This is a genomic window from bacterium (genome assembly GCA_035945995.1).
Taxonomy (GTDB): Bacteria; Sysuimicrobiota; Sysuimicrobiia; order Sysuimicrobiales; family Segetimicrobiaceae; genus DASSJF01.
This window is the reverse complement of sequence record DASYZR010000094.1, coordinates 1-18,744: the sequence shown is the minus strand read 5'-3', so window position 1 is coordinate 18,744 and position 18,744 is coordinate 1. Positions and strand designations below refer to the sequence as shown.

At 71.1% G+C, this 18,744-nt stretch carries 17 protein-coding genes; 4 read left to right on the top strand and 13 right to left on the bottom strand.

Annotated features, from left to right (window positions below):
• Window positions 1-891 (bottom strand): FAD-dependent monooxygenase (locus VGZ23_09900; GenBank protein ID HEV2357906.1); only part of this gene is annotated, 891 nt, incomplete at its 3' end.
• A gap of 288 nt (window positions 892-1,179) precedes the next feature.
• Here VGZ23_09900 and VGZ23_09895 point away from each other — a divergent pair.
• Complete coding sequence (locus VGZ23_09895; protein HEV2357905.1) at window positions 1,180-1,641, top strand: MarR family transcriptional regulator; 462 nt, start codon at window positions 1,180-1,182, stop codon at window positions 1,639-1,641.
• Between the two features lie 18 nt (window positions 1,642-1,659).
• On the opposite strand, the gene VGZ23_09890 is transcribed toward VGZ23_09895, so the two are convergent.
• Genes VGZ23_09890 through VGZ23_09880 form a run of 3 tightly spaced genes read right to left on the bottom strand, consistent with a single transcriptional unit; the run spans window position 1,660 to window position 5,056 of the window.
• Complete coding sequence (locus VGZ23_09890) at window positions 1,660-2,943, bottom strand: alkaline phosphatase family protein (GenBank protein HEV2357904.1); 1,284 nt, start codon at window positions 2,941-2,943, stop codon at window positions 1,660-1,662.
• 42 nt (window positions 2,944-2,985) lie between these two features.
• Window positions 2,986-3,891, bottom strand: coding sequence for a diaminopimelate epimerase (dapF, locus tag VGZ23_09885; protein ID HEV2357903.1), 906 nt, complete (start codon window positions 3,889-3,891; stop codon window positions 2,986-2,988).
• A 4-nt stretch (window positions 3,892-3,895) separates the two neighbouring features.
• Window positions 3,896-5,056 carry a D-alanine--D-alanine ligase gene (locus tag VGZ23_09880; protein ID HEV2357902.1) on the bottom strand — a complete coding sequence of 387 codons (1,161 nt, stop codon included), beginning with the start codon at window positions 5,054-5,056 and terminating at the stop codon, window positions 3,896-3,898.
• 101 nt (window positions 5,057-5,157) lie between these two features.
• Between VGZ23_09880 and VGZ23_09875 the strand changes: the two genes are divergently transcribed.
• Together VGZ23_09875 and VGZ23_09870 are read left to right on the top strand one after the other, a co-directional pair.
• The gene (locus VGZ23_09875; GenBank protein ID HEV2357901.1) at window positions 5,158-5,904 is read left to right on the top strand and encodes an HAD family hydrolase; all 747 of its coding nucleotides are present in this window, start codon (window positions 5,158-5,160) and stop codon (window positions 5,902-5,904) included.
• A gap of 28 nt (window positions 5,905-5,932) precedes the next feature.
• Window positions 5,933-7,699: a hypothetical protein gene (locus VGZ23_09870; GenBank protein HEV2357900.1), complete on the top strand. Its 1,767-nt coding sequence runs from the start codon at window positions 5,933-5,935 to the stop codon at window positions 7,697-7,699.
• Window positions 7,700-7,733: 34 nt separating this feature from the next.
• Here VGZ23_09870 and VGZ23_09865 read toward each other — a convergent pair whose 3' ends face one another.
• Window positions 7,734-8,942 (bottom strand): PLP-dependent aspartate aminotransferase family protein, encoded by a 1,209-nt coding sequence (locus tag VGZ23_09865; protein ID HEV2357899.1) that lies wholly within the window; start codon window positions 8,940-8,942, stop codon window positions 7,734-7,736.
• Entirely contained in the window at window positions 8,929-9,930 is a 1,002-nt protein-coding gene (locus VGZ23_09860; GenBank protein HEV2357898.1) for a DMT family transporter, read from the bottom strand. Before VGZ23_09860 ends, VGZ23_09865 begins: the two co-directional genes overlap by 14 nt.
• On the opposite strand from VGZ23_09860, the gene VGZ23_09855 reads away from it, so the two are divergent.
• A complete protein-coding gene (locus VGZ23_09855; protein ID HEV2357897.1) occupies window positions 9,913-10,818 on the top strand; it encodes a deoxyribonuclease IV in 906 nt (301 codons plus the stop codon). The genes VGZ23_09860 and VGZ23_09855 overlap by 18 nt on opposite strands.
• 162 nt (window positions 10,819-10,980) lie before the next feature.
• Here the strand turns inward: VGZ23_09855 and holB are convergent, their stop codons facing one another.
• The 7 genes from holB to VGZ23_09820 form a co-directional block, all read right to left on the bottom strand.
• Window positions 10,981-12,084: a DNA polymerase III subunit delta' gene (holB, locus tag VGZ23_09850; GenBank protein ID HEV2357896.1), complete on the bottom strand. Its 1,104-nt coding sequence runs from the start codon at window positions 12,082-12,084 to the stop codon at window positions 10,981-10,983.
• Window positions 12,085-12,109: 25 nt separating this feature from the next.
• Entirely contained in the window at window positions 12,110-12,439 is a 330-nt protein-coding gene (locus VGZ23_09845) for a cyclic-di-AMP receptor (GenBank protein HEV2357895.1), read from the bottom strand.
• Window positions 12,436-13,101, bottom strand: a complete 666-nt coding sequence (tmk, locus tag VGZ23_09840; protein HEV2357894.1) for a dTMP kinase — start codon at window positions 13,099-13,101, stop codon at window positions 12,436-12,438. The genes VGZ23_09845 and tmk overlap by 4 nt, the downstream gene beginning before the upstream one ends.
• A 127-nt stretch (window positions 13,102-13,228) precedes the next feature.
• A complete protein-coding gene (locus VGZ23_09835) occupies window positions 13,229-14,764 on the bottom strand; it encodes a R3H domain-containing nucleic acid-binding protein (GenBank protein HEV2357893.1) in 1,536 nt (511 codons plus the stop codon).
• Between the two features lie 179 nt (window positions 14,765-14,943).
• The gene (locus VGZ23_09830; protein ID HEV2357892.1) at window positions 14,944-16,095 is read right to left on the bottom strand and encodes a class I SAM-dependent rRNA methyltransferase; all 1,152 of its coding nucleotides are present in this window, start codon (window positions 16,093-16,095) and stop codon (window positions 14,944-14,946) included.
• A gap of 55 nt (window positions 16,096-16,150) precedes the next feature.
• The gene (locus VGZ23_09825; GenBank protein ID HEV2357891.1) at window positions 16,151-17,431 is read right to left on the bottom strand and encodes an endonuclease Q family protein; all 1,281 of its coding nucleotides are present in this window, start codon (window positions 17,429-17,431) and stop codon (window positions 16,151-16,153) included.
• Window positions 17,432-17,621: 190 nt separating this feature from the next.
• A partial coding sequence (locus tag VGZ23_09820) for an NAD(P)/FAD-dependent oxidoreductase (GenBank protein ID HEV2357890.1) occupies window positions 17,622-18,744 on the bottom strand: 1,123 nt, incomplete at its 5' end.

Genomic DNA, 18,744 nt, shown 5'->3' with positions numbered 1-18,744 from the left:
CTCGGCCAGACGGCTGCTGTCCGTCGGTCGGGACAGCCACACGGGATCGCGCATCGAGAGGTCGACGTTGATCATCCTTCGGATCGCGGCCTGCAGTTCGTCGAGCGCCATCGGCGCATCGTGGTCGACGGACGGCTGGTCCCATTCGATCGCCGCGATGCGATAGACGCCGGATCCGAGCGGAACAACGGCGAAGTTGCCTGTGTTTGTGCGGGCGATCCCGAAGTCGCGCCCCGCGAGCGCGGGGACACCCTGTTGCAATGACTCGAGCGCGCCCGCGGACAGTTTCACGTCCCCCATCCGCCCGATAATCGTCGGCTCGAGCCCGGGGAACGCGACCCCCAAGTGCTTTCGGACCGCGCTATGCCCCCCGTCGCAGCCGGCCAAGTATTGGGCCGGCAACTCATACCTCCCAGACGCGGTTTGGACCGTAACCGTGACGCCCTGTTCACTCTGGCGCAGCTCGACGACCTCGTGGCCGCGCCGGATCTCTGCCCCCAGTTCCCTCGCGCGCTCCTCGAGCAGCGCCTCGACGCGCGCCTGCGGGACGACGACGCCGTAGGGATGCGGGAAGTCGAGTTTGCGAAGATCCAAGGGAAACATGGCAAAGTTCAGGAAGGGCGGCGCCGGGTTGCCGACGGTAAAGCGATCGAGAATGCCGCGATGCTCGAGCATCTCCATAGAACGGGCCTGGAGACCCAGTGCCTTGGATAGTCCCGTCGGCTCGGCGAGCCGTTCCAGGACGGTGACGCGTACGCCGGCCAGCGCCAGCTCGCACGCCAGCCAGAGTCCGGTCGGGCCGCCGCCGGCCACCGCGACCTCGGGTCCTCCGGGACCGGCATCGAACGTCTCTCTGTTGATGTCGCTTCGCGTCGGTTCCGGTCCTCGCATTGCGGTCCTTACCTCCGGGCGCATGATGTGTTGCCTCGGTCTTTGCGTTCGGAAATATATTTGACATATAAAATATTGACTCACAAATAATATTCGCCCGACCGGGGAGTTGTCAAGCGACCCTGCGTTTGACGTAGAGCCTCACGGTTTGTAGTATTTTGGACGTCAACAATCAAGCGGGTGCCGCTCTTGCCGACACGACGGAGAACGGAATCGACGTTCCGGGACGGCCTCGGCGTGCTCCGCCAGGGCCTGAGGCAAAGGGCCTCCGGACTGCCGGATGTCGACGTGGACTACGTCGACGCCGCGCTGACAATCCTGCGAACCGCGCTTGAGATCAAGAATTACTACGCCGTCTCCCTCCTAAGCCGGGTCGATCTCACGCCGGCCCGCCTGAACCTCCTCATGGCGCTCTTTCTCTCCGAGGACCAGGCGCTGATGGCGTCAGAGTTGGGGGAGCTCTTGGTCGTCAGCCCCGGGAACATCACCGGGTTGGTCGACGGCCTTGCAAAGGACCGGCTCGTGCGTCGGATTGCCGACTCCAGCGACCGTCGTGCCGTCCTCGTCGAGCTCACGGACAAGGGGCGCCGCTTTGTCCGCTGGCTCGCCCCGATTCACTTCCGGCTGGTGCGCTCGCTGATGTCGGGCCTCGGCAGAGCTCAGGCCCGGTCGCTCACAGCGCTGCTGGATGAAGTGCGCAGACAGGTTCGGAGCGTACCGCCGCCGACAATTGCCCGCCGCCCTTTCTAGCCGGCCCGCTCTCGCCGCTCAAACGCCCTTGGCGAGCCGGACGAGCAGCGGCATCACGTCGGTGCCCTTGAGCGTCCCGAGCGCGCCGCCCGCGCAGGCCTTCTCGTTGTAGACGCGGGTGCCGTCCGGCGCGACGCCGGCCCCCGCCACGACCAGCGGCACCGGGTCGTCGGAATGCCGCCCCAGGGTGACCGGCGTCGCGTGATCGGCCGTCACCGCGATCACGACCTCGTCGAGCGGCACGGTCTCCAGAAGCGTGCCGAAGAACGCGCGGTCGATCAGTTCGATGACGACGCGCTTTGCCTCCGCCAGGCCGTCGTGCCCGGGCTCGTCGGGCCCCTTCAGGTGCATGTAGAGGCCGTCGAAGTTCTTATACTCCCGCGCGGCGGTCTGGGCCCACTCGCGGTAGACGCGCTCCTTGTCGTCGTCCCCTGCGGGGGACACGGGGATCACGTGCATGCCGGTGAGCACGGCAATCCCGCGCTCGACCGGCATCTCGACGAAACACCCGAACCGCGCCCCGAACCGCTCGGCGATTGGCGGCAGCTGCGGCGCGTGGTCGCCCGCGTCGCGGACGAGGATCAGGTTGGCGGGCGGCTTCCCGTCCGCGCGGCGGCGCGCGTTGACCGGGTGTTGGTCGAGAATCCGCCGCGCCTGCTCGGTGAACTCGTTGACCAACGCGGCGGACGCCCGCGCCTCCTCGCTCTGATCGAGGGGCTCGCAGACCTCGACCTCATTGCCGGCGTGCTCGCGGGCGACGCCGAGCCCTTCGACACGGCCGTACGCGGGGTCGGTGTTCGAGATCTTGGCCGACAGACGGCCCCCCCGCCGCCGGATCACGAGCGCGGCCCGGTGCGCCACGCTGCCCCGCAGGTCGAGGTCGGCCGGCACGGCGGACAGCCGCACCTCGCGGGTGACCGTCTCGGCGAGCGCGTGCGCCTCTTCCGTCGTCAGGTTCCGCCCGGCCCGGCGGTCGACGATCGTCCGGCCCTCGCCTCCCGTCGCGAAGTTGCCGCGCAGCGCGAGGTCGCCGTCGGCGAAGCGCATCCCCGACCCCACGACTTCGAAGACGCCCCGGCCGGTGTGATATGTGAAGGGATCGTATCCGAGCATCGCGATGACGGCGACGTCGGACTCGGGCGCGATCCCCTTGCCGACCGTCTGCACGAGCCCCGTCCGGCCGTCGAGCGTCAACGCGCCGAGAAAGGGGACGGCCGCCGCCTCGAGCGGCGTGCGGCCGCCGAGCGACGGGACCGGCCGGTCGCCGAGCCCGTCCAGAATCACGTAGAGGATGCGTGCCATGCCGTCACCTCCGCGTTCGCGTCGCGGCGCCGGCGTGATCGCTCAGGCGCGTCCACGAGGCGCGCGAACCGATCTCGGTACTCTGAGCCGCGCCAGCAGGTCGGGGCTCAGCGTCCCGCGCGAGATCTCCTCGACGGGGCCGGTGAGCCGCAGCGCGTACTCGGGCCCGACCTCGACGCGCAGCACGCCGCCCGGGCTGCGCACCGCCACGTCGCGCCCCACAAACCCGTGCCGCACGCACGCCGCGGCCACCGCGCTCGAACTGCTGCCGGAGGCCATCGTCTCGCCGGCGCCGCGCTCCCAGATCCGGATCGTCACGCCGCGCCGCGAATCCACGCGCACGAACTGAACGTTCGCGCGGTTCGGGAACATCGGGTGATGCTCGAGCGCGGGGCCGAGCCGCGCCAGGTCGACCGCGGCCGGATCGTCAACGAACACGATGCAGTGCGGATTACCGACCGACACGGCCGTGACGCGGAGGCGCTCGCCGGCCGCATCGACCGGCTCGTCGACGACGTCACGGTCCGTCCCCGTCACCGGAATCTCGCGGCTTCGAAACGTCGCGCGTCCCATCTCCACGGTGATCGACCGCACCGCGCGGCCGCGGATGTCGAGGGTCACGCCCACGATCCCGCCCTTCGTCTCGACCGCGACCGTCCGGCGGCGCAGATACCCGTGGTCCCACAGGCACTTCGCGAAGATCCGGATGCCGTTGCCGCTCTTCTCGGCCTCGCTGCCGTCGGGGTTGAAGATGCGCAGCCCGGCGTCCGCGCGGCGGCTCCGCTCGAGCGTCAGGATCCCGTCCGAGCCGACCCCCTCGTGGCGGTCGCAGATCCGCCGGATCCGCTCCGGCGTGAGGCGCACCGACAGCGTGCGCGGATCGACGACGAGATAGTCGTTCCCGAGCGCATGCGACCGCACGTACTCGTTCCGCCCGAGCCGCGGCACGGCCTTACCCCCGACCGGGGGCTCCACCCCGGCGCGGACGGCGGCGCGTCCGGTCGCGCCGAAGCGCGGCGGCGATGACGCCATTCATGAGCTCCGCAAAGGAGATGCCCGCCGCACGCGCGGCAAGCGGGACGAGGCTGCCCTCCGTCAACCCGGGAATGGTGTTGACTTCCAGCACGATGGCGTCGCCGGCGCACAGAAAGATATCCACCCGCGAGAATCCCTCGCAGCCCAGCACCTCGTGGGCGCGCAGCGCGAGCCGCTGCACTTTGTCCGCCTGGGGCGCCGGGATCCGGGCGGGACAGATCTCTTCCGAGGCACCTTGGTACTTCGCCTCGTAGGTGAAGAACTCGCGCTTCGGAACGATTTCGATGACGGGCAGCGCCCGCGGCGCGCCGGTGTCCGGGTCTTCCAGGACGGCGCACGTCAGTTCCGCGCCCCGCAGGTATTCCTCGATCAGCACGACGTCGCCGTAGTCGAGCGCCTCCTCGACGGCCGCATCGAGTGCTTGCTCCTCGTGCACGATCGTCACGCCGAAGCTGGAGCCCTGCGCGTTCGGCTTGACGACACAGGGATAGCCGAGGTCGCGGGCGACCCGCGCGGCGAGATCCGCCCGGCCGGCGGGCCACCGGCCGGCTTCGAGCACGGTCCACGCCGGCACGGGCACACCGCTGGCCTGGAGCACCTGACGGCTGCGGAGTTTGTCCATCGCGAGCGCGCTCGCGAGCACCCCGGAACCGGTGTACGGGATGCCGAGGAGCTCGAGGAGCCCCTGCACGGTGCCGTCCTCGCCGTAGGGACCGTGCAGGGCGATGAACGCGAGATCGACCTCACCCTCGCGCACGACCTCATCGATGTGGCGCGGGCCTGACGCGAGGGCCGGCACGGACGACGGCACGGGTCCGGCCGTCGCGGCGGAAGCGGCGGGCGTCGCGGGCGCACCCGCGTCCGAGCCGCCGGCCCGTTCGGACGCGCCGGGCGTGAGTCCCATAGCGCCGGAGGCCGCGAGCGCCAGCAGATCCGGCCGCGGCAGCCACTTGCCGTCCGCGGTGATCTCCACCGGCAGCGCCTCGTACTTCGCCGGGTCGAGGGAGGCGATCACGCGAGTGCCGCTCGCCAGCGACACCTCGCGCTCGGCGGAGGGACCGCCAAACAGCACGGCCACGCGGAGTCGCCGGGGAAAACGCGGAGGAACGGACGGCATGGGATGCGCCGCCGTATTCGGGAACGAAGGATGGTTCCCCTCCGGTACCGTACGACAGACGCATGGCCATTCGCGGGGTGATTTTCGATCTCGGCAGTACGCTCATTCACCGGACCGGCCTCGAGCTCGAACGCGTGAAGTGCACGTCGCTCGCATCCTTCGCGGCGTCGCAGTACGGATGCCGCGACCCGGAGGCGTTCGCGGTGCATCTGCTGGAGCTCCGGCTGGCCGCCTGGAAGCGTTCGGAAGCGGAGCAGGTGGAGATCGCCGCGACGACCACGTTCGCCGCGGCGTTCGCCGCGGCCGGCCTTCCCGCCGGCGGCGCCGTCCTGCGGGAAGCCGAGGCGGTCTTCTTCGAACCGGAGGTGCGGATCAGCCGGCTCTACCCGTCCGCGATCGAGACGCTCGAAGCGCTCGCCGGGAGGGGACTGCACGTCGGGATGATCAGCAACGCCACGAGCCACGAGTTGATCGTGGACATCACCCGGCGGCACACGATCGACCGCTACCTCGACCCGATCGTCTCCTCGGCCCGGTTCGGCCGCACCAAGCCGCACCCGACGATCTTCCGGCACGTCTTGGAAGATTGGGATATCGGGCCGGGCGACGCGGTCATGGTGGGCGACACGCTCGGCGCCGACATCCTCGGCGCCAACACGGTCGGCATGCGATCGATCCTGGTCGACATCGAGCCGAACCCCGACAACCCCCGATATGCCGCGCGGGTGCGGCCCACCGCCACGGTTGTGGACCTCGACGCGATCCCCGCGTTGATCGACGGCTGGAACGGGACCGGCGGCCGGGGATGACGCACGGTGCACCGTCAGGGGGGACCGAATGAGACGTCACGTGCGGGACGGATGGCTGGCCCTGGTGATCATCATGCTGGTGGTCTTCCCGTGGAATCCGCGGGCGACGCTGGGCGCCGGGACGTTTGCATCGAGCAACGCCGGCATCACGAACGCCGCCGTGGGCACCGCGGTGCCCGGAGCAGGCTCGGCGGGATTCGGGACCCAGGAGTTGTGCGTCCCCGGCGGCAGCTACACGACGAACCAGTCTGAATCGAATTTGGTCGTCGATCCGACGAACGCGGCGCACCTGCTCGGCGGGGCCAAGTTCTTCTTTTCGGGCACCGACCCGTTCCCGCCGTCGCTCAGTGGCACGTCGGGCCGGTTCGTCGACTGGTCCGGCGAATATCAGTTCCACCTGGGATTCTACGACCTGGGGATTTCGAAATCCGGCGTGACCGCCGCCTCGGGGCTGGTGCCCGGATACACGTGCGCGGACCCCAACGGGTTTGACGCGACCACCGATCCCTCGTTCGCGTTCGACACCGAGGGCAACCTGTACGCCTTCGTGCTCGCGATTAACTACAGCAACGCGATCGACGGCGTCTTCGTCTCGAAGCGGACGCGGGCCGGGATCTGGGGCGCCCCGGTGGCGGTCGACAGCTTCGGCGGCCGCTCCGGGAAGGGGCACGAGTTCGACAAGCAGTGGATCACCATCGATACCACGAACGGCCCCCGCCGGGACGCTATCTACGTCGTCTACGTGGACTTCAGCACCGGGGTGGGGCGCATCAAGTTCGCCCGCTCCGCCGACCACGGGGCTACGTTCTCGAAGCCCGTCGTGATCGGGACCCTCAGCGGCCCTCACGCCGCGACCCCGCAGATCGCCGTCGACGGCCGGGGCTTTGTCTACGCGACGTGGTGGGGGAACTTCCAGGGCGCCTTCCTGGGGCAGGGCAGCCTCGTGGTCGCGGTGTCCACCGACGGCGGCGACACGTTCCGGGGGCCGTTCGACGCCGTCGATTTCTCGGTCGCCACCACGGGCACGCCCGGCACCTTCGGCGGGCAGATCGTCCAGAACACGACGTTTCGCTTTGGCCTGAACTACTTCTTCGCCGCCGACCCCCACGGGACGCACGTCTACGCCGCGGAGAACCGCTGGAACACGAGCCCCGCGCAGGCCGGCTTCTATAACGTGATCCTCCACCGCGGAACGTTCGACCCCGCGACGCAGAGCATGACCTGGCAGACGATCGGCCGCAGCAACGACAACGCCACCGCGACCGATTCGTTCGAAGCGGGTGTCGCGGCCGACCGGGGAGTCGTGGCCGTCGCCTGGTACGATCGGCGGCTGCCGTGCGGTACGAATGCGCGCTACTTCACGCGTCCCGGCGCGACGAACTACTGCATCAACACCGCGGTGCAGTTCTACCTCGACACGGGCGGCGGGCTGACGAAGCTCGGCGCGAACATCCGCGCCAGCGCCGCGACGTGGGATCCGCAGCAGCCCGGCGACTGGCTGGACAGGGGCGTCGGCGATCTCCCGCACTCGCAGTTCGATGCGTGTTTTGACGCGTCCGTCCAGGGCCGGATTTGCGTCAGCTTTGCCGGCGACTACTTCGGCCTGGCCCTGGCCAACGGCGCCGCCTACGTCCTCAACGTCTCGACGGCGCCGGCGTTCAACACCGCGGGGTCGATCGTCCCCCCCGCCTACCGGTTCTGGAATTCCACCGCCCAAGCGTACGCGCGGCAGGAACCGGTCGCCACGTTCTACCAGCAGCAGGTGCTGCAGATCGTCCCGGTGCCGGCCCACTAACTCAGGGCGCTCGCCGTGAGGGACGAGCGGGGCGCTAGACCTTGCCGAGCGCCTGATCGAAGTCGTCGATCAGATCCTCCAGGTCCTCGATCCCCACGGAGACGCGAATCAGTCCGTCGCCGATGCCGGCGGCGAGCCGCACCTCGCGCGGCATGTTGACACTGGTCGTCGACGCCGGGTGGGTGACGAGCGTGCTGATGCCGCCGAGACTGACCGCGAGCTTCGCCACCCGGAGCGCCTCGACGCATCGAGCACCGGCCGCGACATCGCCGGCCACCTCGATGCTCATCATCCCGCCGAATCCCCCCGGCATCTGCCGGGCCGCGATCGCGTGGCGCGGATGGCCGGGGAGGCCCGGATAATGCACGGCCGCGACCTTCGGGTGCGCGCTGAGGTGCCGCGCCAGGACGAGCGCGCTCGCGTTGTGCCGCTCCATGCGCAGGCCGAGCGTGGCCACGCCCCGGATCAGCAGGTACGCGGCGAACGGGTCGAGCACGCCGCCGAAGATGCGCATCGTGTGGACGCACGGCCGAAGCGACTCGCGGGAGCCGGCGATCACGCCCGCCGTGACGTCGTGGTGGCCGCCGAGGTACTTCGTGGCGCTGTGGCAGACGAGATCGACGCCGAGCCCGAGCGGCCGCTGATTGTACGGTGTCGCGAAGGTGTTGTCGGCCACGGTGCGCGCGCCGTGGGCGCGCGCGAGCGCCACGACGCCGGCGATGTCGACCACGCCGAGCAGCGGATTGTTCGGCGTCTCGATATAGAGCAGCCGTGTGTTCGGCCGGAGCGCCCGCTCGTACGCGGCCACGTCGGGGTCGTCGAGCAGCGTGGCCTGGACCCCGAACCGGGCGAGCACGTCGGTGAAGAGCTGGAACGTCGCCTGGTACACGGTCTTCGGCGCAATCAGGTGATCGCCGGCCTTGAGCAGCCCGACGACGGCGGTCGCGATGGCCGCCATCCCGGAAGAGGTCGCGAGCGCCGCCTCGGCGCCTTCGAGCAGCGCCACCTTCTGTTCGAAGAGATCGGTGGTCGGATTGCCCCACCGGGTGTACAGGTAGCCCGGTCCGGCCTCCGCGCTGAGCCGGGCGCCGTCTTCGACGGTATCGTACTTGAACGTCGCCGTCTGATAGATCGGCGCGGCCACCGACTTGTTCGCGTCGGCGATCCGTCCGCCGTGAACCGCCGTCGTGCTGAACCCGCGGCCGTCCTGCCCCGCGAAGACCGGGCGCTTATGCGATGCCATGCGATCGTCCTCCCCTTTCCCTCCCGCCGGCGTCCCGGCCGGACTGCCGCGCCGGCGTCTCGTGCGCGGGCCTCGCCTCCCCAATTACCACGCCGAGCAGAATCGCCGCCGCCCCCGCCGCCTGCCGCGGGCCCAACGCCTCGCCGAGCCACGCCGCGCCGAACCCAACCGCCGCCACCGGCTCGAGCGCAAACAGGAGCCCGGTGCGCGTCGGCGACACCACGCGCTGGGCCCATGCCTGCGCGAGGTATGCGCCGAGCGTCGCCGCGACCGCCATAAACACGATCGCGCCGGCGACGGATCCCGGCACCGCCGCGGGAGCCGCCTCCGCCGTCACGGCCCAGGCACCGGCCAGCACCGCGACCGTCGCGATCTGCACGGCCGCAAACGGCGCGGCCGGCACCGCCGCGGCGACCTGTCCCACGATAATCGCCTGCAGCGCGAGCGCCGCGGCGCAGCCGAGGACCAGCGCGTCCCCGCCGCCCGGGCGGCCGCCCTGCCACAGCAGCAGCCACAATCCCGACGCCGCGAGCAGAACAGCCCCCGCCAGCGCCGCATTGGGCGCGCGGCGGCGCCACACGAGCAGGATCAGCGGGATCATGACGACGTTCAAGCCGGTGATGAGCCCGGCGTGGCTCGCCGTCGTGGACCGCAACCCGACGGTCTGCAGGGCGTACCCGGCGAACAACACGGCGCCGGCCAGGATGCCCGCGCCCAGGCCGTCCGGTGCGAGACGTCCGCGCTCGCGCCACGCGAGCGGCGCCATCAGGAGCGCGGCGAGCCCGAACCGCAGCCCGAGATAGTGAAACGGTCCGAGGTAGCGCAGCACAAGCTTGCCAAGCGGGAACGTCGCGCCCCAGACGACGGCGACGCCGGCCAGCGACGCGTCGGCCGCGAGACGGATGAGCGCCGGGGGCATGGGAGCGCAGTTCGGGAGGTCCGAACAGCGCTCCTCCGCGAAGCCCTCGGCATGCCGATCGGCGCCCACGTCTCCATCGCGGGCCACCTGTACGACGCGATCCCGCGCGCGACGGCGATCGGGTGCGAATGCCTGCAGATCTTCGTCGGCAGTCCCCGGCAGTGGCGGCTCGTGTCGTACGCGCCGGCCGATCTCGCGGAGTTTCGCCGCCGCCGCGCCCGGGCCGGGCTTGAGCCGCTGGTCGCCCACGCGTCCTATCTCGTCAACCTCGCCTCGCCGGACCCGGCCCTCTTCCGGCGGTCCGTGGATTCGCTCACGCACACGATCCGCGGTATCGAGGCGCTCGACGGGCTCGCCGCGATCATCCATCCCGGGAGCACGCAGGGCGCGGAGTGGGACGAGTGCTGCGGTCGCGTGGCCCTGGCACTGCGCACGGTCCTCGCGCACTCGTCGCGGGCCATGGTCCTCTTGGAGGGCAGCGCCGGCGGCACGATCGGCGGCACGTTCGAGCAGTTGCGGGACGTCCTCGACGCCGCGGGGCGGAGCCCGCGTCTCGGCGTCTGTCTCGACACGGCCCATCTCTTCGCCGCGGGGTGGGATATTCGCACGCCGAAGGGCGTCGCCGGCATGGTTGACGCCTTCGACCGGAGGGTGGGACTCCGGTGGCTGCGCGCGTTGCACCTCAACGATTCGAAGGGCGCGCTCGGCTCGCGCCTCGACCGCCACGAGAACATCGGCGAGGGCCTGATCGGGCGCGGCGGCTTCCGCGCGATCGTGAGGCACCCGGCCCTTAGCGACCTGCCCGGGCTGATCGAGACGCCGGGATTCGACCGCCGGGGGCCCGACCGCCGCAACGTGATGATGCTCAAGGCCCTGCGTGGGACCGCCCCCCCGCCTGGGCGCCGCTACACCGTCCGCGGAACGGCCCCGAGGCCGGCGGGGGCGCCTGTGAGATGAAATGCGTCAATCACTCCGATCGGCCGGCCCTCGGCTACTGCTCGAGATGCGGCAAAGCGCTGTGCTCGGAGTGTCTCGTGCGGCTGTCGACCGGCAACTTCTGCGACGCGTGCGCGAACCCCAGTGCCGCGCGGCCCGCGCGCCGCGCGACGCCGTGGTGGCTCATCGTCCTGGTCGCGGGCGGGCTGATTGTCCTCCTTCGCCTGTTCGTGCACTGACGTCGGACGCTAGACGGAGGCCCGCGAAGAGATGCTCGAGCACGAGCCGCGGATTGAGATTGCGGTGGAGATCCGTTTTCGCGGCCTCGATCGCCGCGGCCGCCTCGCGCAGCCCCTCCGGCCGGGCCCGGTCGGCCCAGGCGGCGATCTGATCGCGGCGGTCGAGGTTGACGATGAGCGCCGGGTCCCGCGCCGCCTGCCAGACCGCAATGTCGCGAATCCAGAGCAGCGCCGTATCGAGCCACCGCTCGATGTCGTCCTTTTGCCGTGAGACCGCTTCGGCGGCGTCCAGCCGTTTGACTGCACCGCCCCCCGCCGCCGCCCCGAGCGCCTTCACGACCTCCTGCCGGAACTCGAGCACCGCCTCGCCGCCGGCCGCCTTCCGCAGCGCCAGGCCGGGCCGGCCGGCGGAGAGCGCGGCCAGGAGCGGCGCCCGCTCCGGCGGCACGCCGGCGCGCTCGATGAGCGCCGCGGCGATCTCCGCGGGCGGCACCGGGACGAAGCGCACGATCTGCGACCGGGAGACGATCGTCGGCAGCAGCGCCGACGCCGATTCTGAGAGGAGCACGATGACGCTCTGGGCCGGCGGCTCCTCCAGCACCTTGAGGAGGCTGTTCGCCGCTTCCGCGCGCATCGCCTCGGCGTCCTCGACGATGAACACTTTCCACCGCGCTTCGTACGGCGGGTAGGCCGCCTCCCGCTTCAGATCCCGGATCTGCTCGATGCCGACGGCGCGCCGCTCGGCGCCCGACTCGGTGCGCCCGCCCGGGGCGACGACCCGAAGATCGGGATGGGTGCCCGAGGCGACTTTGCGGCAGGCGAGGCAGACCCCGCACGCCTCGTCCCCGCCCCCCGACGGCGACACCTGGCCGGCGACAGGCAGGCGGGCCGTGCACAGGAGCGCCTGGGCGAAGGCCAGCGCGGCGGGGCGGCGGCCCACGCCGTCCGGCCCCACGAACAGGTAGGCGTGGGCGACGCGTCCGCTGCGAAGCGCGCCCTGCAGCACCGCGCGGGCCTCTCGCTGACCGATCAGATCGCGGAAAAGCATGAGGGAAGGCGGAACGCCGCCGCGGCTACACTTTCACCATCCGCTCGACGTCGAGAACGAACACGATCGCCCCCCCGACCTGGACCTTCACCGGATAGGAGATGTACGAATCGACGGGTTCGACCACCGGGGGCAGCGGGCTCACGAGCTGCTCGCGCACGTGGCAGTACTTCTGGACGACGGCCATGACGTCGTCGACGCGGTTTTCTTCCACGCCGATCAGGATGGTCGCGTTCCCTTCGCGAAGGAAGCCGCCGGTGCTCGCCAGCATCGTCGCCTGGAACTCGGCGGCCACGAGGCCTTCCATGAGCCGCCGCTGGTCCTTCTCCTGCACGATGGCCAGGATCAGCTTCACGGACTCCCTCCCGCCCGATGCTGTGCCCGGAGCACGCCGTCGACGGCGGCCGTGATCTCGCGCTCGACCTCGGCGACGGTCTTGCGCGCGTCGATCACCCGAATGCGCTGCGGCTCATTTCTGGCCAGCGCCAGAAACCCCTCCCGGACACGGGCGTGGAACGCGGCCGTCTCCCCCTCCAGCCGGTCGCCGCCCGCCCACCCGCCCGCGTCCGCGCGGCCCGTCGCCGTGCGGGCGCGCCGCAGGCCGGTTTCCGGGTCCAGGTCGAGCAACAGGGTGAGATCCGGGCGCAGGCCGCCCGTGGCGGCGTCGTTGACGGCCAGGACGACGTCGATGCCGAGCCCCCGCGCGACCCCCTGATACGCGAGGGAGGCGTCCACGTACCGCTCGCACACGACGACCCGCCCGAGGGCGAGCGCCGGCGCCACCACCTCGGCCACGAGTTGGGCGCGGGAGGCCGCAAAGAGCAGCATCTCCGTGCGCGGCGCGAGTTCGGCGTGGCGCGGGTCCAGCAGCAGCGCGCGGATCTGCTCGCCGACCGCGGTCCCGCCCGGTTCCCGGAGGGGCACCACGTCGCGGCCCTCCGCGCGCAGGCGCGCGACCAGCAGCGCCGCCTGGGTGGTCTTCCCGGCGCCGTCGGGCCCCTCGAGCGTGATGAACACGCCGCGATACCCGCCCGCCTGCCCCCCTGCCTGCCCTCCCGCCCCGCCGGCGGGGTGACCAGGAGCGCCGTCTGCCTGCCCCCGACCGGGGGCGGGGTGACCAGGGCCGGCGCCGACGTGGCCGGGCCTATTGGGGATAGATCACCACACGGCGGAAGGGGTCGGTCCCCTTGCTCTCGGACGCGAGGCCGTACCGCTGAATGAGCTGATGCTGCAGCCGCCGGAGGTACGAATTCTGCGGCCCCAATTCCACCGGCTGGGCCGCCGCCATGACCTCCGAGATGGCCTCCTCGGCCTCGCGCATCGCCTGCTCTTCGGGGCTCATCCGGTCCTGCACCCCGAAGATCTCCCGGAGCACGCCCTCGATCTGCGAGAGCGTGTTGCTCTTGATGATGTGCGTCGGCAGGCCCCGGTGGCCCGCGTCCTTGAGGCGTTTCGGCTGCCGGCGCTCCTGGGACTTGAGGGTGAGCAGCACGTCCGCGTCGTGCAGCGCGTCGGCGATGATGGCCGGCACCCGCAGCTCGCGGATCGCCCGCTCCAGTCGGTTGCGGCTGACGGCGTACGGGTAGATCCGGACGATCTTCTGCGGCGGCGCCACCGGCGGCAGGTGGCCGTTCGACAGCGCGGCGCCGTTGGCCGGCTGGGCCGCGACCTCGCCGCTCGTGATGCGGACCTCGCCCTCCGGCGTCCGCGTCCGGATCTCCGGCTTCGGCAGCGCCCCCCGGAGGAACCGGTCGACGACGTGCCCGACGTCGTGGTGTACCGCGAGCCGGTCCTTGTCCAGAATTTCAATGACCACGTCGAACGTCGGCGGGGCCTTGCGTTCGAGCACGGTCTTCTGCGTGCCGCGGCGGCGCGCTTCCTCGTCGCCCAGCGTCACGGCCTGAATCCCGCCGACGAGATCGCAGAGGGTCGGGTTCTGCAGCAGGTTGTCGAGGGTGTTGCCGTGCGCCGTCGCGATGAGCTGCACGCCGCGCTCGGCGATCGTCCGGGCCGCCAGCGCTTCCGCCTCGGTCCCGATCTCGTCGATGACGATGACCTCCGGCATGTGGTTCTCGACGGCCTCGATCATCACCGCGTGCTGGAGTTCGGGATACGGCACCTGCATGCGCCGCGCCCGGCCGATCCCGGGATGCGGGATGTCGCCGTCGCCCGCGATCTCGTTGCTCGTGTCGACCACGACGACGCGCTTGCTCGCCTCGTCCGACAGCACCCGGGCCGCCTCGCGGAGGAGCGTCGTCTTCCCGACCCCGGGGCGCCCGACCAGCAGCACGCTCTGTCCGGCCTCGATCACGTCGCGGACGATGTCGACCGTGCCGAACACGGCGCGGCCGACGCGCAGGGTGAGCCCGATGACCTCGCCGGCGCGATTGCGGATCGCGGAGATCCGGTGCAGCGTCCGCTCGATGCCGGCCCGGTTGTCCTTGCCGAACGTGCCGACCCGGCTCGCGACGTGGTGCAGCTCCTCGCGCGAGACGAAGCCGTCGGAGAGCCGCACCACGCGCTCCGGGAAGCGCGCCTCCGGCTCCCGGCCCAGATCGAGCACGATCTCGAGCAGCGTATCGAGACCGGCCTGCATCTCGATCTGCCGGCGAATCTCCGCCGGCAGCACTTCCAGCAGCAGATCGAGGTTGTCGGTAATATGGATTTGGTGAGCCGCCACCACCATCTGTCACCTCACCATTCGGCCACCGGCGTGTTGGGCCCAACAAACGACAAGGAGGAGAACCGCGGGCGGTTCTCCTCCTGCCGAAGCCACCGATATCGGCGAAGCATCACTGCCATTATTATAGATTCTCCCCCGGTACCCTGCAACCGCACCCCGTCTCCTTTGCTCCACTTCTACTCCACTTCGGCGATCAGGCACTTCAGATAGCGCGTCTCCGGGACGCCGAGCGCGACCGGATGGTCGCGCGCCTGCGAGCGCCGCTCCACGAGGCGCACCCAGCGGCCGGCGTCCCGTGCCGCCTCCCCCACGGTCGCCTCCAGCGCCGCCTCGCTCACGTGATAGGAGCAGGAGCAACTGATGAGCCAGCCGCCCGGCCGGAGCAGCCGGAGGGCCCGCAGGTTGATTTCCTTGTACCCGGCGAGCCCGCGCTCGAGCGCCGCGCGCGTCTTCACGAATGCCGGGGGGTCGAGCACGACGGCGTCAAACCGCTCGCGGCGGCGATCGAGGCGCCGGAGCTCGTCGAAGGCGTTGGCGGCCACGACGCGACAGCGGTCCCCGACACCGTTCAGCCCGGCGTGCCGCACGATCATCGCCGCGGCCTGCTCCGAGATCTCGACCGCTTTCACCAGAGCACCGCAACGTGCGGCGTGCACGGCCCACGCCCCGGTGTACGCGAAGACGTCCAGCACGTCCCCGCGCAGCAGGCCGGCGGCGTAGACGCGGTTCTCACGCTGGTCGAGAAAGAATCCCGTCTTCTGCCCGGCGGCCACGTCCACGAGAAAGGCCGCGCCGGCTTCCTCGATCGCCGCCTCCGCCGGCCCGCCCCCGGCGAGCCAGCCGGTCTCGCGGGCCAGCCCCTCGAGCCGGCGCACCGCCGGGTCGTTGCGGGCATAGACGCGACGGGCGCCCGTGAGGTCGAGCAGCAGCCGGACGAGCAACTCCTTGCGACGGTCCATCCCCGCGGTCAACGTTTGGAGCACCAGCGTGTCGCCGTAACGATCGACGATCAACCCCGGCAGCCGGTCGCCTTCGCCGAACACCAGCCGGAAGGCGGTCGTATCGGCCACGACGTCCCGGCGGAGCGCGAGCGCCCGTTCCAACCGCTCGCGAAAGAACGGCTCGTCGAGATCCCGGTCGGCCGTGGTGAGGAGCCGGACGGTGATCACCGAGCGCGTATTGAGGAACCCGGTCCCGAGGAGCCGCCCCGAGGCATCGTGCACGGCGACCGCATCGCCGTCGGCCGGGTCGCCGCGGATGCGCGCGATCTCCGCGCGGTAGACCCACGTGTGCCCGGCGCGCAGGCGGGCGTCGCGGCCGGGATGCAGCGTGACGATCGGGCGGGCCGGCGGCTGCGGTCGCGCCGGCGGGGGCTGGGGCCGATCAGAAGAGGCTTGTCTGGGCCGGCTGCGCGGCCGCGGTCCGGCGCTCCTCGTCGGCCGCTCCTCCGAACACGTGAATCTCCCCGAACAGGCCGTCGTAGCCTGGACGGATCTGCACCGATCCCTCGCGGACGCGCCGCACGCCGTCGACCACCCGGGGCCGCGTGTAGCGGGCGATCTCGTCCAGCGGGGCATCGAGCAGCACGTGAAATTCGCCGCCGAGCGCGCGCACGAGATTGAGGTACTCCTCCCGCACCGCGCCCGTGCCGGGCTGCGACCCGAACGCCGCGGCGATGATTTCTTCGAGCGGAATGAGATTGCGGAACGGGACGCGGTCCTCGCCGCCCTGACCTTCGGCCCGGTCGGCCAGGGCCTCGACGCGCGACATCACGCCTACGGTCACCGGCCGGCCGCAGACCGGACACCGGCCGCCCGCGGCCCGCGTTTCGGCCGGAGACATCCGTTGCTGGCAGGCGCGGTGGCCGTCGAAGTGGTACTTGCCCTCCTCCGGAAAGAACTCGATCGTGAACAAGAACCGCCGCCGGTCCTCGCCGCGCAGCACGCGGATCATGTCCGCGTAGTCCAGCTCGCAGTCGAGCACGTTGGCCTCGCGGCCCAGTTTGGCCGGGGAGTGCGCGTCCGAGTTGCTGACGAGCACGACGCGGTCCAGCTCGCTGAGCCGCCAGTTCATCGGCGGATCGCTGCTCAACCCGGTCTCCGCCGCGCGGATCTGGACGGCCTGGTCGCCGAAGCACTCCGCGAGCGCGTCGAATCCGGAGTTGCTGCCGTAGAGCGAAAACCACGGCGTCCACACGTGCGCCGGAATGACCATGCAGTCGGCGGAGATCTCCATCACGTACTCGACCAGTTTGTGGCTGGGCAGCGACAGCGTCGGCCGGCCGTCGGCCATCAGGCTCCCGAACCGCGCCAGCACCGCGTTGATCCGGTCCACAACTTCGAAGCCCGGCGCGAGGATGACGTTGTGAATCTTGCGGAGGCGGCCGCCCTGCGGGTAGATGTTGCTCACCTCGACGGTGAGCATGAAATGCCGTCCGCCGTGCGTGAACAGGCCGCGGCCGGTGGGCGTGAGCTTCGCCTTGAGCTCGCGCAGCCACACCGGATGGGTGAAATCGCCGGTCCCCACCACCGTGATGCCTTTGAGCGCGCACCACTTCGCGAGGGTCTCCACGTCCATGTCCCGGCTGGTCGCGCGGCTGAATTTCGAGTGGAGGTGCAGGTCGGCGATGACCGTTCGCGGCGGGACCCCGGCGTGAGCGTTCATGCGGATCCGCGAGCCGCAGGCGACGAACGAGTGGCATCCGGCATGTCAGATGGTTTCCCGCGCCGGCGGACTTCTCCTTCCATCTGAACGCGTCGAGAATCGGCGCCATCCGATCCACTGCCGCCGGGATCAACTGCTCGAGTGGCGCCACTCGCCTGAACGCGTCGAGAATCGGCGCCACCCGCCGCCGTCACATCTGCACGAGCATCCCGTGCACGAGCGCCTGGCCCACCACCGGCAGCAGCCCGGGGCGCCGGAGCGCGGCGGCGGCGAGGCTGCGCAGGAGCGGACGAAAGATCCGCGACTGGTACTGCGTGTCGCCGGCCGCTTCGACGCTCGCCCGGATCGCCGGACTCGCCTCGATGAACCGCATCACGAGATCGAGCTCGCGGTCCGCGAGGCGATTGAGGACGCGCCGGCCGAAGGCGGTAAACGCCACCTCGCGCCCGAACGCGCCGCGCCACCCGCGCTCGTAGGCCTCGGGCGCCTCCGGGTCGCCGGCCGCGTACCGCGCCGCGGCGCGGCCGGCGAGACGCCCGGCGACCATCGCAAAGAAGATGCCGCCGCCGGACGTCGCCTTCACCTGCCCGGCCGCGTCCCCCACGACCAGCAGGCCGCGTTGGGACGCGGGCGCGCGGCGGGTCAGCATCGGGATCCGGCCGCCGACCTTCCGGGTGATCACGGCCCCGGCCACCCGCCGGCGCAGCACGGCGTGCGTCGCCAGCAGCCGGTCGAGGTAGTGAACGGGCGCGCGGCCGGCGTCACGCGGGTCCACCGCCAGGCCGATCCGCGCGCGGTCCCGGCCGACGGGGAGCAGCCAGGCGAAAAACCCGGGGGCGACGTGACGGCCGAAGAACATCTCGGGCGTGTCGGGCTCGAGGCCGCCGACCCCGCGCATCTCATACTGCAGCCCGCAGGCATAGGTGCGATGGAGGTGCAGCCCCAGCGAGGCCGGCAGCCGGGGCGAGGCGCCCTCGGCGTCGATCACGAGGCGCGCCAGGGCTTCGAAGGGCTCCGGGCGGCCCGGGAACGCGCCGCGGAGCCGCATCCAGGCCCCGTCGAGGGCGGCCGCGGTCACCCGCACGCCGGTCACGACCTCGGCCCCGGCGCGCGCGGCGCGCGCGACGAGCCATTGATCGAAGGCGACCCGATCCACGACATACGAATCGGCCGACGGACGGCGCACGTGCACGGCGACGCCGCCGGGCGAGTGGAAGACCGCGGCGGCGAGCGCGTTGACGGCGAGATCGCGAGGCAGGTCGAACTCGCGGAAGGCGTGCAGGGAGAGCTTGCCGGTGCAGTGGGTGGGCAAC